Source organism: Eximiradius proteiniborus, assembly GCF_058546985.1.
In genome coordinates, this window is record NZ_CM178592.1 from 828,642 (window position 1) to 848,389 (window position 19,748).

Sequence of the window (19,748 nt, forward strand, 5' to 3'; positions counted from 1 at the left end):
ATTACATAAAATAATAAAATCGGATGTAAATTTAAACTTTAAAAAGTAGTCTAAAAAAATTAACTTTGTGTATTAAATGAGGGATGAATATATGAAGTCTTTGTTTGAACATAATTTTACAGATTTAAGTGAAGAAATTTTTGATATAATATTGGAAAAAGATGGTTTTTACGTTGAGAGAATTATTAGTTTTGGGCAGCAAACACCTGAAGGAATATGGCTTCGTCAGGAAAGAGCCGAACTTGTTTTTCTTTTGAAAGGTTGGGCAAAGCTAATATTTAAAGAAAATAACGTTGAAATAAATATGGAACCTGGGGATTATGTATTAATAAAGCCAAATGAGGGACACAGAGTAACCGAGACTGCTCCGGATGAGGAAACAATATGGTTAGCTATTCATTTTAAGGAATAGTATTGGTTGAAAGACTGCTAATATTATCTTTCTTGGTTTATCCATTCGATGGATTTATGTTGTTTTCAATTTCCGGTTATGGCGTCAAAATTATAGATTTAGTTTTGCTTTTAATATATGTTTTTTTTACAATTGAATTGATAACCAATAAAAGTCAGATAGTAATCAATAATAATATAGTTTTGCATTTTATTTTATTATTATTGTTTAGTTCAATTCTATCAGGATTTTATCCACTATTGTCGGGAAATTCAGAAGCAATCTTTCAATATTTCAAAACTTTAGTCCATTTTATATTTGTATATTTCGTGGTTTTTGTGTTTTATGCGCATGATTTTTCAGAGAATTTTTGGAATCGATTAATACGCACCTTATTAATATATTCAATTTTCATTAATATTTTCGGTATATATCAATTATTTGCACGATTATATAATTTGCCTCTTGCCTGGCTTCCAATAAATAATGTCTCAATGGTTTACCGAGGTATGTTCGATATGTCGGACATTACTCAGATTAGCATCCAATTTATGAATTTATATCGTGCGACTTCGATATTTACTGAACCATCTTATTATGCCATATTTTTATCATCGATAATAATTTTTCAAATAGTTCCTTACATAAAAAAGCAAAAGCCATTTATAGATAATAAATTCATCAATGTTTTGATACTTGTATTAACAATAATAGCTCTTTTGGCTACATTTTCGATAACGGCAATTCTTAGTATTTTAGCTATCTTTCTTGGATTAATGATATTGGAATATAGAAATTTTGCCAGAAAATTTCTTGGAATCACTGTTATTTCCTTGATAATACTGTTAATTACTGATGTAATCATAAAACATTACTCAGAAACAAGTCCAATAGAACTTTTCTACACTCGAATTGAAGGAATATTAAAAACAATTGAGGGGAGCGACAAACAAATCACCGGCGAATCGTTTAAATACAGAACTGAAATAATAAAAACTGGATTTGAAATCTGGGAAAAATCACCGATAACAGGTTGTGGCCTGGGTAACTTTTATTTAAATCAGAATAAAAACATAAATTTTGCACACGATATTTTTGGCAATTCTTTGTCAGAAATGGGATTAATTGGAGGAATTGCAATTTTAGGTATATTTTTGAGTATTTTTTATTTCTTAATTAAGTTTTATAAAAAACAAGACATTATCGAAATAACGGTTTCACAATCACGACTATTAGGAGTATCATTGTTTTTAATCATTCAAACCGCGACAGTTAATTTCTTTTCAAGTAGTTTTTTAATTTATGCGAATTTATGGCTTCATGTAGGAATTGCTTTATATTTAATTAATAATATAAGCATCAAATTATTTTCTAACAATATATATTTGTGTTTTTATTCAGAAAGAATAAAGAAGTTTTTCAATTTTTTTAAAAGTAATGTGGAAGCAAAATGAAATATTTAACAATATTTTTATTCATCGTAATTATAGGTGGCTATTTGATTTATAGGAAAATCACAAGGGTGATTTCCAAAATCAATAGTTATTATAGCGAAAACATAAGAACAAGCCAGAATAGTAATAGAAATAAAGTCAAAATAAACAACGAAGTGATTTACAAAAATGGAAAAGTCGAGGTTTTGGTTGGTGAAGCTAAAAGGAAAAAGTGAAAATGGAAATAACACTCGATAAATCACCAGTAATAGCTGCTATTGATGTTGGAACAAATTCGTTTCATTTGATTGTTGCATCTGTTGATAGGAAAGGAATACTAAATGTTATCACGCGTGAAAAAGAAATGGTTCGGCTTGGTTCGAGCGGAACTGATATGAAATATCTGGAAGATGCAGCAATAGAAAGAGGAATAGCAACACTAAAAACTTTCTCTGAGCTTGCTCGCTCAGAGAAAGCAATAATTAGAGCAGTAGCAACAAGCGCAGTGCGCGAAGCCCTGAATAAAAACGTTTTTCAAGAAAGAGCTCTCAATGAAGTTGGAATCGAAATTGAAGTGGTATCAGGAGTTGAAGAAGGAAGATTGATATATTTAGGGGCATTGCATGCATTGCCAATATATAATAAACAAACATTAGTCATAGATATCGGGGGTGGTTCAACTGAAACTATTATCGGAAAAGAAGGAGATATTATTCACGTAAATAGTGAGAAGTTAGGAGCGATCAGATTAACTAAACGTTTTTTTGAAAATGGGAAATCAAGTAAGGAATCTATAAAGTTATGCAGGGAATACATTCGTGGTGAATGGGCACCAGAGATAAAAAAAATCAGTGAAATTGGTTTTCAATTAGTTGTTGGGTGTTCTGGAACCATTCAAACTCTTGCAAAAATGGTGCTTGCGAACAAAGGACAGCAAATACCTGATGTTCTAAATGGAATAACGGTTCAAGCACGGGATTTGCTTGAAGTAATAAACGCTATTTCCAAAACTACATCGGTGAAAGAGAGACAAGTGCTTCCTGGAATAGATGAAGCACGAGCTGATATTATTCTTGGCGGTGCTTTGATATTTGAGCATTTTATGAAGGAATTAAATATTGACAGAATTTTGATTTCGCCATATGCACTCAGAGAAGGAATTGTTTTCGATACAGTTCAAAAAATCAAAGAATTGAATGAATATAAACATCTTACTCACCTGAGATACCAAACAGTTTTGAATTTATGCAACAAGTTTCAAGTTGAATCAAAGCACTCGGAGCACGTAAGAAACATATCGCTTAAAATATACGATGCTATATCAATTTTTCACAAATTAGGTTCAATAGAGAGAGAGATATTAGAAGCAGCTTCTTTGCTACACGACGTAGGATATATTATTTCGCACGACCAACATCATAAGCATAGTTATTATATTATTACTCATAGCGATATGCCCGGATTTACCAATGATGAAGCAGAAATAATTGGAATAATAGCAAGATATCATCGGAAAAGCCATCCTAAGAAAAAGCACCCCGAGTTTGCAAGTCTTTCATTCAAGAAGCAAGAAATCGTAAAAATTTTAGCTGGGATATTACGACTGAGCGAAGGAATTGATCGTCGACGCAAGCAGTATGTCCAAGACGTAAATATTAGTATTAAAGGTAGAACGGTCGTTATTCAATTAATTCCTGCAAGTAACGAATCTTACGATATAGAAGTATGGGGGGCAAATCGTAGAGTTAGTTTGCTTGAAGAATCATTAGGAATTAGCATAAAAATTGAATGATCAAGAATTAGCATCTTATTTGAAAAATATCTTTTTGAAGTTATTTTTTTTAATTTTATTTTGCCATACTTTTCAGGATTAATTTGACAGGTATTTTATGCCCGCAACGGTTTATCAGAGGCTTTGCTTAAAAAAGGAATCATTTAGTAGAAAAGATTTGCGAAGAATTGCAAACTGGATTAATTCTATATATACTAAAAAATTCACAGAAGAACTGCCAAAAGTAGAACAGCGAGAAGGAGACAGACTGTTTATGGTATATCTTTATCCTGATGAAATGATACCCATTATGGATAATATTATAGAAAAATTTTATAAGCAAAAAGAATATATTGCCAAAAAACATTCGAATTATTTAAAATCTCTTAAAAATAAAGATGAGAAACAATTTGATAAACAAAAAAATTCCGATCGAAAATTGAAAGAAAGGAAAATAAACAACAAATTTACAAAAAAAACTTATGATAATAATAAAGAAAAAATTGAACAAGTAAAGTCACACAAAATTGAAATTCCAACTGTTACAACATTAAGAAAGCGTAAAACTTCTCCACAGACAATAGATAGAAAAGAATAAGACTAAAATTTTCCGTCAAAAATAATACCTTTTGATATTTGAATATCCTGAAGCTTTCCATTTCGATTAAATACTACGTGCTTTTCAATCTGATTTGAATTTTCAGGAAACATTTGCTTAAAAAAGTTTCGTTCTGTTTTTGTGATAATTTCTTGACCATTATTTGCATTTGCCAACTGACTTTGCTTGATATTGCTTCTTCTTAAAGTAATATCATTATTATTAAGTTGTTCTTCAATACTTGTTGAATAGACGTCTCTATATTTATTCAGTAAATTAACTTTCATAACAATTCAAAGTATAATTCAACATCATAATTATCGGCAAAAAGAACAAAAACTTAATTTTTGCATTATATTTCAAGCGAATTTCGTGCCACATTTTTTGCAGCAGTAATCACACCTGTATTAGCTTCAAAACCACGTTGAGCAGAAATCATTTCAACCATTTCGGTAACAATATTAACATTAGGATAATGAACATAGCCTTGTTCGTCTGCATCTGGATGAGTCGGATCATAGACTAATCTATCGGGGGAATTATCTCGGGCTGTCCGAGCTTTGAGAACACTGTAATCAGGTGGGTAAGTGCCCTGTCGAGCATTAGGAGCGTGGTCTGGACTTGTTCGTTTTAATTCGATTTGTTGCTGCACTTCTTCTTCGAACGGGCTTCCAGGAATAGCACGCACAACAACAACTTCTCTTTTATAAGGCTTGCCATCAATACCTTTTGTAGTATTCGCATTTGCAATGTTATTAGCAACAGCAGATAGTCGCATACGTTGAACGCTCATCCCTTGACCACTTATTGCAAATGAAGCGAAAATGTTTTCTGGCATAATTACTCTCCCCTATTAAACATTTTGTGCCGGATTACCAGTTATTGCAGAAGAAAGACCTCTAAAAAATCGCGCCATTTGTTGCGAGACAAACTGAAATCTAATTTGATTTTTTGCTAATTCGGACATTTCTTTGTCAATATTTACATGAGTTTCTCCTGAAAAGTAAATTTCTGGTTCGGGAATTGGAGTAGGACTAATTTCTCCTTCGACTTCATCAGGAGATTTGCCAATTGGAATATGTTTTTCGTCTGAACCGCTTCCTTTGAGAACAACATCTTGTCTTTGGAACAACTCTTCGAATTTCACCATTTCAGGTCTATAATGAGGTGAATTAACGTTAGTAATGTTTTTCGAAATAGTCCTTAGTCTCAATGCATATGCATCAAGTGCTCTATTCATTAACGGGACACGATTCTTAAATAAATGATTATTAAATATCATTTTTTTACTCAATATAATAAAACTAAAAAATTATGAACAAATGAAATGCCAAGAGTTGAAGAATAACAAAGCGATTTTCTAACTTGATTAATGAAAAGAGCTTACAAACGATGTGAATTTAAGTGATCATTAAAAAAAAATGAAGAATTATAAACAATGGTTAATTTTATACATCAATCATTTAGTTCTTTTTCTAAATATAGCCAGGTATAGCCTTTTTTCAATTCCACAATTTGTTCAGGAGAACCTGCGGCTATTATTTGACCACCATTTTCTCCGCCTTCTGGACCTAAATCAATAACCCAGTCGGCTGTTTTGATCACATCGAGATTGTGTTCGATTACAATCACAGTATTACCTTTATCAACTAATTTATGAAGAAGTTCGAGCAATATTCGAATATCTTCGAAATGTAATCCAGTAGTCGGCTCGTCGAATAAATATAAAGTTTTGCCAGTGCTAATTTTGGACAGTTCGGTTGCAAGTTTCACACGTTGAGCTTCGCCACCGGACAAAGTAGGAGCTTGCTGTCCAAGCTTCACATAACCAAGTCCGACATCAATAAGAGTTTGTAGCTTATGTCTGATTTTAGGTATTTCATTGAAAAACAGCAAAGCTTCATCGACTGTCATATCAAGGACATCAGCAATAGATTTATTTTTGTATTTAACCTGTAATGTTTCATCATTATATCGTTTGCCGTTGCAGGTGTCGCAAATAACATAGACATCAGGGAGAAAGTTCATTTCAATTTTCTTCAATCCAGCACCTTCGCAATCTTCGCATCTTCCGCCTTTAACATTGAAGGAAAAACGCCCAGGTTTGTATCCTCGAATTTTTGCTTCCGGCAAAATAGAGAAAAAATCTCTAATCAAAGTAAAAAGCCCAGTGTAAGTAGCTGGATTTGAGCGTGGTGTGCGACCAATTGGCGATTGATCTATTTCAATTACTTTGTCAATATATTCCAATCCTTCAATTTTTTCGTATGGAAGCACCTTATTTTTGGTTTTGTAAATATAATTGGAAAGCAATGGATACAAAGTTTCATTAATCAATGTAGATTTACCGGAGCCACTCATACCTGTAATGCAAATAAATAACCCAAGCGGAATTTCCAAAGTAACATTTTTCAAATTGTTTCCTTTTGCACCGAATAATTTGATAAACTTACCGTTAGGTTGTCTTCGTTCATTCGGTATTTCAATTTTGTTAATTCCTTTAATATATTTTGCTGTAAGTGAATTACTAAACTTACCATTTTTTGAAAGTTTCAATTCTTCAATGTTTGCTGACACCACCAATTCACCACCGTGAATGCCGGCTCCGGGACCTAAATCAATTATGTAATCGGATTGCTCAATCATTGATTTATCGTGTTCGACTACAATCACAGAATTGCCTAAATCTCTTAACTTTTTAAGCGAGTTGATTAATTTATAGTTGTCGTGTTGATGCAACCCGATACTGGGTTCATCTAACACATACATTACTCCGACGAGTTGGGAACCAATTTGAGATGCTAATCGAATGCGCTGTGCTTCACCACCAGATAAAGTCTTAGAGGAACGTCCCAGAGTTAAATAAGATAAACCAACATTTTCTAAGAATTCAAGTCGGGCAATGATTTCTTTAATTACTGTATTTGCAATAATTTCATTTCTATTGTCGATATGATTTGTTAAATCTTTGAAAAATGAGAGTGCTTTGGGAATATCCCATTGAATAATATCCTTAATACTTTGATTGTTTATGAGAACATTAATACTTTCAATTTTTAATCTACTTCCTTCGCATACGTTGCAGGTTCTATATTGCATCACATCTTCGAGCTGAGCAGAACTAAGCCCGGCTATATTAGTTCTTAATGTTTTTATCATTTCGAATAAATTGTTAAGAGTTGGAATAATTCCCTCAAAGATATTTAGATTATAGCCTTTATGTGTTTTAGAATTTTTTTGGAAAAGTTCGTATTTTTCATACAGAAGAAATTTTTTTTCACTTTCGTTGAGTTCATTCCAAGTTTTTTTTATTGAAATATTATTTTCATAACAAACAGCAACCAATGCTGAATAAAGCTTTTCGGATTCATTTTTGTTAAATATTGCTAATGCCCCTTCTTCTATTGATTTATCAGGATGAATAACAACAGTATCTTCATATGCAGAATAAATTTCACCAATGCCGTTGCAATTAGGGCAAGCACCATAAGTAGAATTAAAAGAAAAACTATTTGGCGATAATTCCTGAAATGAACGACCACAAGAGGGACAAGTATTGTGAATTGAATAAAGTTCGTCAGAACTGAAAACACCATCACCGTAGTTGATAATTAATACACCCTCACCATATTGCAACGCTAAATCACAAGATTGTGATAGTCTAAAATAAGAATCTTCGTTTACAGTTAGTCTATCAATTACAACGTCAATATCGTGTTGTTTATAACGTTGTACACCAGAAATATCTGATAAATTTATTATTTCACCATTAATTCGAACCTTTAAAAATCCATTAGCAATTAACTGCTGAAAAAGTTCTTTATAAATACCTTTCCTACCTCTGACAACCGGAGCAAGAATGGTTATTTTTTGATTATTAAACTTGCTCAGAATACTATTTTTGATTTGTTCATCTGTTTGTTTTTTAACAGGTATATTGCAACTGGGGCAGTATTGGGTTCCGAGTTTAGCAAATAACAACCTTAAATAGTCGTAGATTTCTGTAACTGTTCCAACCGTTGAACGAGGGTTGTGAGGAATAGTTTTTTGTTCAATTGAAATAGCAGGAGATAGTCCTTCAATTAAATCAACATCAGGCTTTTTCATTACACCGATAAATTGCTTAGCATACTGAGACAAGCAATCAACATAACGTCTTTGTCCTTCTGCATAGAGAGTATCAAAGGCTAAAGTAGATTTCCCAGAACCAGATAAGCCTGTAATTACAACTAATTTCTCTCGTGGAATATCTAATGAAATATTTTTTAAGTTATGTTCTCGTGCACCGCGAATTATTATATCTTTTAATTCATCATCTATTCTTGTTTGTTTTTTCATAAAAACAGTATAAAAAATACTAAACAATCAAATAATTGAAGAAAGACGAAAATATCGACATACTATTATTATTTGCCACCAAATTAAAGAGATGCTTTAATAATATTCAGCACTAAGGAAGTTGATTGCTTCAGGTCGTCAATTGAACCATTATTTTTAATTGTAAAGTCGGCAAGTGCTTCTTTTTTTTGGATTGGGATTTGCGAGTTAATTCTTTTTAAAGCATCCTCTTCTGATAGATTATGTCTTTGCATAGCACGTTGAATTTGAATATTTGGATCGCAAGAAACACAAATAATGTAATCGAATCCATCTTCCAAAGCTGTTTCAAAAATCAAAGCACTTTCAACAAAGACTAATTGATTACCACTTTTTACTAATTCGTAAAGGCGGTTTTCCATTAGTTCTATTACTTTTGGATGAACAATTCTATTCAGCACATCTAATTGTTCAAGATTACTGAATACAATATTACTTAAATATTGGGTATTAATCGAATTATCGTCTTTATAAGCATCGCGACCAAAACTATCTATAATTGCATTGATAACTTCTTTATCATTGCTCATTAATTCTTTTGCTAATAAATCTGTATAAATTACCGGATAGCCATCGTCTTCGATGAACTTGGCAACTGTTGTTTTACCAGTGGCAAAACCACCAGTAATTGCGACAATTAAATGCTTATTCATTCATTATTCCTACTGGAAATGACACAATCATTTTGGTACCTTTGTTTTCCTGGCTTTCTACAATGATATTGCCTTTATGCAAATCAATAATCGATTTAACAAGAGATAGCCCAAGCCCAGTCCCTTGCACGCCAACTTTTTTTGCATTAGGTGTCCTGTAGAACTTTTGGAAAATAAAAGGAATTTGTTCTTTTGGAATTCCTATTCCATTATCTTCGACAATTAAAGTTGCTGAATTTTGGGAATAATTGAGAGATATTTTTATTTCACCACCATTTGGGGTATATTTAATTGAATTATCTATTAAATTTATAACGACTTGTTGAATTTTATTTTTATCACCATCAATAAATACTTCACTCTGAATGTTCTTATAAATTTTTATATTTTTTTCTTCTGCAACTATTTCCATATCTTCACAAATATCATTTACCACATCACTTAAATTAATCCTGGAATAGTTTATTGAGTGATTGGAATTTTCAGACCTTGCTATTTCAAGAACAGTTGATACAACATTAGAAAGACGTATGACTTCATCTAAAGCGCTTGCAACAACTTCCTGATAATCTTCAACTGTTTGAGCAGAATTCAGAGAAAGCTCTAATTCACCTCGAAGTATTGTCAGTGGAGTTTTAAGTTCGTGAGAAGCATCGTAAGCAAAGTTAAGAATTTGATTGTGTTTTTTCTGACAAGCAGAATAGAGTTTATCCAAAGAATCGACGAAAAATTTAAACTCCTGTTTATTTCTGATCTCACTTAAATCAAAATTTTCTAATTGACTCTCGGCAATTCTATCTAACACTTCTTTTACTTTTTTTGTTTGGGAATGTCCAATAAATGATATAACAAACAGTAAAACAAATAAAGTTGCAGCAATTATAGGTATTCCAATAATAAATATCTTGCGAATTTCGCTGAAAAATGCTTCAAAATGAGACAGAGAATACCCAATTGAAATATTTCCGATATCGCATTTCATTAAAAATAATCTAAGTTTGCTGTTTTCGAAAGGAATGATAGTAAAGACAGTATCACCAACCAAACCGGATAAATTTTGACGGAAAATAAACTTAGGAACAGTATCGTATTTTTCAATTTCCTTTGCATAAGTTTTGAGTTCTTTTAATTCTTCTTTGGACGGGAGTATTGGTAAATCAAAATTGTTTAAACTACTACTTTTCCAAATAGTTGTGTTGTTTTTGCCATAAATCTGAATAAAGTATCTTTTTGGATTAAGGGAAATTGATTCGTGTATGTTTTTAAGGATTTCGAGATGTTTGAAATAATTGTCTATATTAGGACTATTATTGTCCTCTAAACTATAAATATTTAAAAATTTTTCAACACTTTTAGCAGACAGATATAAATTGTTGTCGAGATTATCATAAAACCAATTTTCAATATAACGATAAATCCAGTAAGAAAAACCTGCCAAGGTAATAATCACAAAAGCACTATAAATAATTAGAAATTTATTTCTCATAATCTATTTTTCTCATTTTTGTTGCATAACAGAACAATAATTTTAGAAAGATATTTTTTTTAATTAATTTAAAAGTTGTGAAAATTAAAAATAAAATACTATTATTCAAAGTTTTGTTTGATGAATAAAAGTCAAAGTAAAATAAAAAGATTTCTTATTTTATTAACATACATTGTTTTATCAATACTTGTCTTATTGTCATTATTTATTGTGTTTTTATCATACAATTCTAATTTCCGACAATATATTATTTCTCAAATCACGGGTATTATTAATACACAATTGCTCGCTACAATTGAGATTAAGGACATACATTTAATCGGATTTGGCGGAATAAAGCTTGATGAAGTTAGACTTATTACACAGACTGATACACTTGCAGATGTGAGTAGCATATTAATTGATTTTTCTTTAAAATCTCTCCTTAAAAATAAGATATACGCAAGTAAAATTATTTTGAATGAACCCAACATAAAACTTTTAAGAAGAAAAAGTGACTCGACCTGGAACTATGATCGTATAGCAGAAGCATCAAAAGACACTAATAAAACTCAATCAAAGTTGCAAATAATCGCAAAGAACATCCAAATAAAAAATGGGAAATTTTGCTACATCGATTCTCTTAAAACAAGTCCATACTCAATGAAATTTAATCCCGATTATTTAGTTTTAGATGGTCTCGATTTAAGATGTAATTTTGAAGGGAATTTATTAAAAAATTCCTTTAAAAGTAAAATTCATCATCTAAACGCTTTTGATGTTACATCTGGAATTGCGATTCAAAAATTGCAAGGAAATATTTCGATTGATACGAACTCTCTCGTTGCCGATAATCTGATTATCAATACAAATTACTTTAATGCAAATTCCCAGTTATCAATAAGAAACTGCAATCTATTATCAAGTGAAAGCAATCTTGAAAAAGCTAATTTACAATTAGAACTATATCTTTCAAATTATAACAACGATTTTATTAATCGATTTACGGATTTGCCATTGCAAGTATCAGGCAAACACGATATTCAGTTGAGTGCCGCCGGAACTTTTGAAATGCTTCAAATAAATGAACTCAATATTCTTACTGAAGACATTGAATTATATATGAATGGTCAGATTCGTAGAATATTAGATGAACCCTCGTTTAATATTAACATTACTGATTCAAAAATTGATAAATTTTCTCTGAGCAAAATTCTTCCTGAAATTTCCAAGAAGTTGCCCGAATTTAAAAACTTATATTTAAGGAATATGTTGGTAAAGGGTAGCGGAAAACGAATTTTTTCCAACTTTGATATAAAAGTTGATAATGGAGGCTTAGCAGGAAAAGCAGAACTAATATTGAATGAACCAATTCAATACAATATAAATATCTCTACAAATAACTTTGATTTGGCTTATGTAATCCCAGAAAAATCGGTTCAGGGAAATGTTAATTCTCAAATTGTAATTACTGGTAAAGGAACATCATTAAATGATTTAAATACATCTGTAAAAATAAACTTAAATAATTCTTCTATTGAAGAAATTTATTGCAACAAATTAGAATTAATTGCTAATTACAAAAATAAAGACCTTGAAATTGACAGGTTATTTGTTCAATTCGAAAATGATACAATGCGAAATAAAAGCATTAATATTACTGGTAATGCGAACCTTTCAAATTTAGAACAACCTGACTACAATTTTGCTGTTTCTATCAACTCATTAAATATAAAAAAGTTGTTGAAAAATGATGCATTGCCTGATTTAATTACATCTGAGATAAAAATACAAGGTAAAAACTTTGATATTGATGAAGCAATTGCTAATATTAGCATAGATATAAAAAAAATAAAAAACGAGAAAGTTTCTTATAAACCTACCAAAATTAATCTGGATATTAATTCTATTGAAGATCACAGATTTTTTCATTTAACAAGTGATTTTGCTGAAATTAAATTAGATGGATATTTCTCAACTTTAAGTATTTTTAAAAATATTGGTAAACAATTTGAGTTTATCGGACAAAAATTAAGCAATGATATTTCATATTCTACTAAGTTTTATAAACCACAAGACACAGTTGAAATAAACTACTCGAAAATATTTCTTGATAGCAACAGCTATTTTGATGGATTTTTAAATCTTAAGGACTTATCTTTTTTAAATTTGTTTTCCTCTGGGATTGTCTTTTCTGGTTCTGTTTATTGCAAACTGAATTATTTGAACAATTCTAGAAATTCTTATTTATCAGTTGATACGCTGAAAATAGATAATTTTAGTATTTATGACAATGACTTATATTTCTCGATTACAAATTCTAATCTAAATTTGGTGTATAACGTTAATGTTGATAGTCTGCATAACCCATTTTTATCTTATATCGAAGCAGAATTCCATTCTGACAGTTCAGTTTCCATTAACAAGAATCTACTTAGTAATTCAAAAATTAATGTATATTATGCAGAACAAATGCTTAATTATAAAATTGAAACAGACTACAATATTAGCTATTCGCTTTTTTCGTCGGGTGCTATCGATTTCTCTACAAAATTTGTTACTATTACTGCTGATAGTTTAGCAATCAAATATAAAGAGCAATTATGGACAAACAGAAGAAATATACAGTTTACGATTGCTGATAACTTTATCAATATTGACAATTTTCAAATTGAGCGAAAGGGCTTTGAGAAATTGATGTTATCGGGAACAATACTAAATAACAGTGCGGAGAATTTAACTTTAACATTATCCGACTTAAATTTAAATGAAATATATCACTTGTTCGACCAGAAAATTCCTGTTGAAATTGATGGTATCGCGAATATTTCAATTAATTGTGAGGGTAATTTATTAAATCCAAATATTTCAATAAATAGTAACATAGATAATCTAATTATTGATAAAAGTAAACTGGGTAATCTCAAGTTAGACTTAATAAGCACAAATGGAATTTTTCGAGGTAGTGCGAATCTGGTAAATCAATCGAGCAAGCCCATTGAAATATTTGTTCGTCAATTGCCTATTTATTTAGGGACAGATACGACAAAAAAGATATTTGACGAAAAAAAATTATTTGAAATTGATTTATTTGCTAATCAATTATCACTTGCTCCGTTTGCAAAATTTGTTCCCAATATTTCTCAGTTGCAAGGCATTGCAAAAATCAATGCAAAAATCTTTGGATATTTACCTAATAATATTAATTATTCTGGAAACGCTGAAATTTCCGAAGGATATTTTATATTAGACAATACTAATATCGCGTACAGAGCTAATGCTCAAGTATCTTTCTCGAACAAGCTAATAAATATTGAAAAAGCTTTATTGAGGAATACAAATAGAGATTTAAGAGATGGTAAAGCTGAAATCTCAGGATATGTGAGATTAAATGAAAACGGGATTGAATATATTGATATAAAAGCAAATGCAGATAAAATATTAGTATTAAGCGATGCTTCAAAAAAATCATTACCTGATGTTTATGGCAATTTAGTTCTTGGTACAGAAGATGATTATATTAGGTTTTTTGGCACGATGCAGGAACCTAATATAGAAGGCAATGTCGTCATTATTAATGCAGAACTCAAAATGCCACAATCGCAAGGCAAACAGATAGTAAAGTCAAATTTCACATATGAAATTAAAGATAGCAAACGCATATATAAATTATCAAATGTAACTGATACAACAAGTGTTGCCACAAACGTCAGAAATGATGAACCTGATTTTATTGAATCATTAAATTTTGATGTAAAAGCAAAAATAAAGAATTTTTCATTGCTATTTGATATGGGTGCAATTGGAGAGGTATATGCTAAAATAGGGACAAAAGATCCTTCAATACCTATTCGATACCTGAAAAATAGAAATGAACCTATGCCAAAGATATATGGAGGAGAACTGGAACTAAAAGAAGGTTCGACCGTGAAAATTTTCAGAACAATGGAAACAAAAGGTTATATTTCTTTTCCGACAGGCTCAATTGAAAATCCGACATTGGATCTGCAAGCAAAATATGATGGCAAATACTCAGAGAAAAACACCACGAATTTTTTTACAGTATTTGTGTATATAACTGGGACAAAGGAAGAACCTAAAATAAAGCTTGATTATACATTAAACGGTAATTCACCAGTCGGAGACAGTAAGAAAATAGAAGAAGATGCTTTTATTCTTCTTGCTACTGGAAGACCAAGAGGAGTTCAAAGCACGAATAACACATTTGGAGTAGGGAATTTATTCGATGAAAGCATTAATATGGGAATTTCGCAACTTGCTTCAAAGTCGCTGACAGATTTGTTGCTTACAACGGGTGTAATACAGAGTGCAGATGTAAAATTTGAAGGTGAAGGAATCGAAACAGCCAAAGTCAATTTCAGTGGCTCAATATTTGGAATTGGGAATTGGACGATAGGTGGAAATATTTATGATTTTTCAAATCTTGAAATAAGTTTTGAAGTACCAATTTCTGTAAATTCGAAAGCATTTAATGATATTATCTTTCAAATTAGCCGTTCAACAAATTCGAACATTACTAATCAATTGCAGGATCAAAAAGATTTTGAAATGAAGATAAAATTAGGTGGAAGCTGGTAATGGAATGTATTTATTTAACTGAATTATCGAAAAACTCACAAATCATTAAGATAACTGCTGATGAAGCTCGACATCTTAGAGCATTACGAATCAAAGATAATGAACATATTCTAATTACCAACGGTTCGGGATTAATCTGCAAAGCTTCTGTAATTCGTGAAAAAAAAGACGAGTATGTTGCCCAAATTATTAATTTTTTAGATGAAAATTATGGTGAGCTATCGAGAGAACTTGCCTTAGGTGTTGGAATATTACAAGATAGGGAAAGATTTGAAATGATACTTGAAAAATCGGTAGAATTAGGTGTATCTCATTTTTTCCCTTTAATAACAGATTATTCACAAAAAAAGTCGTTGAATTCATCACGACTTCAAGCGAAAGCAGTTTCAGCAATGAAACAATGCAAAAGGTCCCGATTACCAAAAATTTATGAACCGCTTTCACTACAAGAAATATCAATGTTTCAATTTGAAAAAATAATTCTATCCGATGAAAATGGGGAAAAACCGAATTTGCCACAATTATGTAAATCAGTTTTGCTTCTTGTTGGTCCCGAAGGTGGATTTTCCCAGAGAGAAATTGAGTATTTAAACAAATTAAACATAGAGAAATGGAAACTTGGTAACAGACGTTTAAGAACTGAAACTGCTGCAATATCTGGTTTATCGTTATTAAGTATTTTTTAAGTGGAAAACTCTTCTTTTCATTATTAAAAATAGTTTTCTGATAAAATCATCAATGCTTGATGTTTCAATATAATCAACACTTAATTCTTTTGCATATGAACTAATTTTTTTGTGTGGAATATTATTAGCGATCTTGTTTGTATCAATATAAGTGATGCGACCTGTTTCGCTATCTTTGACTAAGAAAATTGCTTTATCGCATAGAATATTGGTTTGTTCCAAATTCACAACTATTGTATCAAACTTTCTGCAGACAAGTTTGAGCAAATCGTAGTAATTTTCCGCAAAAAAGTCAGAAACAATAAAAACAAGTATATTCTTTTTAAAACTTTTATAGAGAAATTCAAGAGCTGAAGAAATATTTGTTTGTGTATTCCGAATTTTTTCATTAACAACTTTGTCTATTTGATAAGTAATTGATGGATTATTTTGAGGAACAGAATAACTTTCCACTTTATCGGAAAAAGCTATGTATCCTAATTTATCACCATTGGAAAGAACAATATTTGACAACAACAATACAATATTTTCGAGCAATTTATTTTTGCTATTATTATCAAAAGATACAAAAACTGAAGGACTGACGTCAAAAACAATCACAACGTCTTGAAGCCGTTCTTCCGTAAAAACTTTTGTATGAATTTCAATATTTCGGGCAGTAACTCTACTATCAATATATCTGGCATCGTCGCCTTCTTCGTAAAGTCTTGACTGCAAATAAATTTGCCCTAAACCTTTGAAAGCAGTTTTATATGCTCCGAATAATTGAGATAATACCTGAGATTTAGGTTGAAATAAGAACCTGTTAAAATATTTGTTAATATCTGAAGACATAAAATTAATTAAGCATTAGAAGCAGGTAGCCAGATTGTAAACGTTGTTCCTTCATTTAATTTGCTTTCAACAGTAATCCGTCCATTATTTTTTTCGACAAAGTCTTTGCAAAGAATAAGCCCTAACCCTGTGCCTTGTTCGTTGTTAGTACCGGGAGTTGATTTAACAGCATCTATCCTAAAAATATTTTTGACAAAATCCTCGCTCATACCGACACCATTGTCTTTAACTTCAATTTTGACATAATTATCATTAGTTGAAACAGCATTTAGTTCAACCCGTCCCCCGAAATTTGTAAATTTTATTGCATTAGACAATAAATTACGTATAACAGTATTAATCATATTAAGGTCGGCATAAACTACTAAGTTATCAGGCACATCACTTATCAGAGAAATATTTTTTTCTTTGGCAACGTTGGTAAATAATTCAAAGTTTTGAGATACAAGCAAAGACATTTCAAATTCAACAGGATTAAATTCTATTACGCCACGCTGTAATCGAGACCATTGTAGTAAATTTTCGAGCAGTCTGTATAAGTTTTTAGCAGAATTATATAAATCAACAGACATTTCCCGAATGTCATCAGAAGATAAATTTTCAAATTCCCGAACTAACAATTGAGAATAGCCAATTAGGTTTTGAAAAGGACCTTTCAAATCGTGAGCAATGATTGAGAAAAACTTGTCCTTGCTTGCATTTAATTCTATTAACTGCTCTTCGGATTCAAGTAATTTCGCATTAAGTTGCACAAGTTCAGAAGCATTTTGTTCAATAATTTCCTTATTGAATTGCATTTCTTCAATTAATTTTTTCACTTGTTCTTCTGCTGTTATTTGTTCGGAAATGTCTCTAACGAAACAGCAATAAGAAATCTTTCCTGAATCAATCACCTTGCCTAAATATAATTCAGCAGGAAAAACCTCTCCACCAGTTTTGCAAAGGTTCAACAAAAATTTTTTATAAAATAATTTATCTTCATCAATTTTCTTAATTTGAACTAATTCTTCGAAGAAAGTGGACTTATCGCGTTCATCAACAATCAAGTCAAAAAGTTTGCTTCCGATAATATTTTCAACTTTAAAAGAGAAAAGAATTTCTGAAGCTTTATTGAAATAGTTTACCTCAAAATCTTCATTAAGATAGAAAATAGCATCTTTTGCATTATTAAAAATCAGCTCGTAGATTTTTATGTTATCTTCTAAAGTTTTAACTTTCTCAAGTTGTTCTCTTATTTTGAGATACCTTTTAATCTGATAATCAATTTGTACTTTTAGTTCTGAATGTGAAATATTTTTGGAAATAAAACCATCAGGTTCGACAAGCAGGGCTCGTTCAACAATAGAATTTTCAGTATGAGATGTTAAGAAAATAATCGGGCAGTTATAGATTTTTTTAATTTTTGAAGTTGCTTCTATTCCGTCAATTTCACCTGCCAGTCTAATATCCATTAGTATTAAATCCGGACAAAAATCCATTACAAGTTTTAGAGCTTCTTCACCTGTAATGCAAGTTGCAGTAATGAAATTGTGTCTTTGAAGGAAAAAGCTTAATTGTTGTGCAATAATTTCATTATCTTCTACTATTAATATTTTGCGACTCATAAATAAATATTATTATAGGTTTTACTCTTACATAGTAAATTAATATTTATATACGAGAAATACAATTTTTTTGTTTTTGTTTGAAATAGACAACGGTAAAAATTGATAAATATATTTATTAAACAATCGTTTATATAGAATTTGGATGTATAACAATAAAATATTTTGAGGGTATGGAAAAAAGAGACTATTATGAGGTATTAGGGATATCAAGAAATGCATCAATTGATGAAATTAAATCAGCATATCGCAAATTGGCTATGAAGTATCATCCTGATAGAAATCCCGGTAACCCAGATGCAGAGGAAAAATTCAAAGAAGCAGCTGAAGCATACGATGTCCTTAGCGACCCAGACAAAAGACAAAGATATGATACTTATGGTCATCGTGGACTTAGCAATAGCGGAACAGGGTTCTCCGGATATACTGATATTAACGATATATTTTCAAGATTCAGCGATATTTTCGGCGGAAGCATTTTCGACGATTTTTTTGGAACTTCAAGCAGGAGAAGGTCTCATAAAAGAGATATGGGCGAACGTGGTTCGGATTTGCGTGTGAGATTATCTCTAACACTTGAAGAAATCGCCAATGGAGTTGAAAAAACGCTAAAAGTTAAAAAAATGGGTAGGTGTGAAACTTGTCAAGGCAGTGGAGCAAAATCTAACAGTGGATATGCAACATGTCCAACTTGTGGAGGAAGTGGAGAAATAAGACAAGTTTCACGTTCAGTTTTTGGTCAGTTCGTTAATATTTCAACTTGTCCGAATTGCGGTGGATATGGACAAGTAATAAAGGAAAAATGTGAAATTTGTAACGGTGATGGTAGAGTTACAGTCGAAGAAACTATTCAAGTGTCAATTCCTGCGGGAGTTGAAGAAGGTAATTATATTCCGTTGCGAGGTAAAGGAAATGCTGGAAGACACAATGGACCATCGGGAGATCTAATTGTAGTAATTGAAGAAAAGCCTCACGATATTTTCACACGTCAGGGTGATAATATTCTTTATCCGCTCACTCTTAGTTTTCCAGAAGCAGCTTTGGGAGCAGAAATTGAAATACCTACAATTGATGGAAAAGAGAAAATAAAAATTAATCCCGGCACTCAACCGGGAGCAACATTAACACTTAGAGGTAAAGGAATAAAGCGATTAAATTACGATAGCCGTGGCGATATGATTGTATTAATTAATGTGTATATTCCAACGAAACTTAATGCAAAGGAAAAAGAATTGCTTAAAGAACTATCAAAATCTGAAAACATAACAGTGAAAGGGAAAAATAAGAAAAATAAAGACTTTTTCGAAAAAGTTAAAGATACATTTTTTAGTTAATAA

The 19,748-nt window shown here is 31.0% G+C and carries 16 protein-coding genes; 8 read left to right on the forward strand and 8 right to left on the reverse strand.

Translation table 11 applies throughout. The features are described 5' to 3' along the window. The first annotated feature begins 91 nt into the window (after positions 1-91). From ACY2LT_RS03470 to ACY2LT_RS03490, 5 genes are all read left to right on the forward strand, one after another. On the forward strand, positions 92-412 hold the full coding sequence (locus ACY2LT_RS03470) for a cupin domain-containing protein (protein ID WP_491816420.1): 321 nt from the start codon (positions 92-94) through the stop codon (positions 410-412). A 317-nt stretch (positions 413-729) separates the two neighbouring features. Continuing rightward, positions 730-1,845, forward strand: coding sequence for an O-antigen ligase family protein (locus ACY2LT_RS03475; protein WP_491816421.1), 1,116 nt, complete (start codon positions 730-732; stop codon positions 1,843-1,845). After that, the gene (locus ACY2LT_RS03480; RefSeq protein WP_491816422.1) at positions 1,842-2,060 is read left to right on the forward strand and encodes a hypothetical protein; all 219 of its coding nucleotides are present in this window, start codon (positions 1,842-1,844) and stop codon (positions 2,058-2,060) included. Before ACY2LT_RS03475 ends, ACY2LT_RS03480 begins: the two co-directional genes overlap by 4 nt. 2 nt (positions 2,061-2,062) lie before the next feature. Next, positions 2,063-3,616 (forward strand): Ppx/GppA phosphatase family protein, encoded by a 1,554-nt coding sequence (locus tag ACY2LT_RS03485; protein WP_491816423.1) that lies wholly within the window; start codon positions 2,063-2,065, stop codon positions 3,614-3,616. Positions 3,617-3,713: 97 nt separating this feature from the next. Further along, positions 3,714-4,193 carry a hypothetical protein gene (locus tag ACY2LT_RS03490; protein ID WP_491816424.1) on the forward strand — a complete coding sequence of 160 codons (480 nt, stop codon included), beginning with the start codon at positions 3,714-3,716 and terminating at the stop codon, positions 4,191-4,193. 2 nt (positions 4,194-4,195) lie between these two features. Here ACY2LT_RS03490 and ACY2LT_RS03495 read toward each other — a convergent pair whose 3' ends face one another. The 6 genes from ACY2LT_RS03495 to ACY2LT_RS03520 form a co-directional block, all read right to left on the reverse strand. Beyond that, the gene (locus ACY2LT_RS03495) at positions 4,196-4,480 is read right to left on the reverse strand and encodes a hypothetical protein (RefSeq protein ID WP_491816425.1); all 285 of its coding nucleotides are present in this window, start codon (positions 4,478-4,480) and stop codon (positions 4,196-4,198) included. A gap of 65 nt (positions 4,481-4,545) precedes the next feature. Next, complete coding sequence (gene flgC, locus ACY2LT_RS03500; RefSeq protein ID WP_491816427.1) at positions 4,546-5,031, reverse strand: flagellar basal body rod protein FlgC; 486 nt, start codon at positions 5,029-5,031, stop codon at positions 4,546-4,548. 15 nt (positions 5,032-5,046) lie between these two features. Beyond that, positions 5,047-5,475 (reverse strand): flagellar basal body rod protein FlgB, encoded by a 429-nt coding sequence (gene flgB / locus ACY2LT_RS03505; RefSeq protein WP_491816428.1) that lies wholly within the window; start codon positions 5,473-5,475, stop codon positions 5,047-5,049. 173 nt (positions 5,476-5,648) lie between these two features. Continuing rightward, on the reverse strand, positions 5,649-8,531 hold the full coding sequence (gene uvrA, locus ACY2LT_RS03510) for an excinuclease ABC subunit UvrA (protein ID WP_491816430.1): 2,883 nt from the start codon (positions 8,529-8,531) through the stop codon (positions 5,649-5,651). A gap of 83 nt (positions 8,532-8,614) precedes the next feature. Continuing rightward, a complete protein-coding gene (gene coaE, locus ACY2LT_RS03515) occupies positions 8,615-9,223 on the reverse strand; it encodes a dephospho-CoA kinase (protein ID WP_491816432.1) in 609 nt (202 codons plus the stop codon). Next, positions 9,216-10,709: a HAMP domain-containing sensor histidine kinase gene (locus ACY2LT_RS03520; protein WP_491816433.1), complete on the reverse strand. Its 1,494-nt coding sequence runs from the start codon at positions 10,707-10,709 to the stop codon at positions 9,216-9,218. The genes coaE and ACY2LT_RS03520 overlap by 8 nt, the downstream gene beginning before the upstream one ends. Positions 10,710-10,829: 120 nt before the next feature. Here ACY2LT_RS03520 and ACY2LT_RS03525 point away from each other — a divergent pair, with 120 nt between their 5' ends. Then, on the forward strand, positions 10,830-15,287 hold the full coding sequence (locus ACY2LT_RS03525) for a translocation/assembly module TamB domain-containing protein (RefSeq protein ID WP_491816435.1): 4,458 nt from the start codon (positions 10,830-10,832) through the stop codon (positions 15,285-15,287). After that, on the forward strand, positions 15,287-15,973 hold the full coding sequence (locus ACY2LT_RS03530; protein WP_491816436.1) for an RsmE family RNA methyltransferase: 687 nt from the start codon (positions 15,287-15,289) through the stop codon (positions 15,971-15,973). Before ACY2LT_RS03525 ends, ACY2LT_RS03530 begins: the two co-directional genes overlap by 1 nt. On the opposite strand, the gene ACY2LT_RS03535 is transcribed toward ACY2LT_RS03530, so the two are convergent. Beyond that, entirely contained in the window at positions 15,959-16,807 is an 849-nt protein-coding gene (locus ACY2LT_RS03535; protein ID WP_491816437.1) for a DUF58 domain-containing protein, read from the reverse strand. The genes ACY2LT_RS03530 and ACY2LT_RS03535 overlap by 15 nt on opposite strands. 8 nt (positions 16,808-16,815) lie before the next feature. Further along, positions 16,816-18,411, reverse strand: a complete 1,596-nt coding sequence (locus tag ACY2LT_RS03540) for an ATP-binding protein (protein WP_491816438.1) — start codon at positions 18,409-18,411, stop codon at positions 16,816-16,818. Positions 18,412-18,584: 173 nt separating this feature from the next. Here ACY2LT_RS03540 and dnaJ point away from each other — a divergent pair, with 173 nt between their 5' ends. Continuing rightward, the gene (dnaJ, locus tag ACY2LT_RS03545; protein WP_491816439.1) at positions 18,585-19,745 is read left to right on the forward strand and encodes a molecular chaperone DnaJ; all 1,161 of its coding nucleotides are present in this window, start codon (positions 18,585-18,587) and stop codon (positions 19,743-19,745) included. The last annotated feature ends 3 nt before the right edge of the window (positions 19,746-19,748 follow it).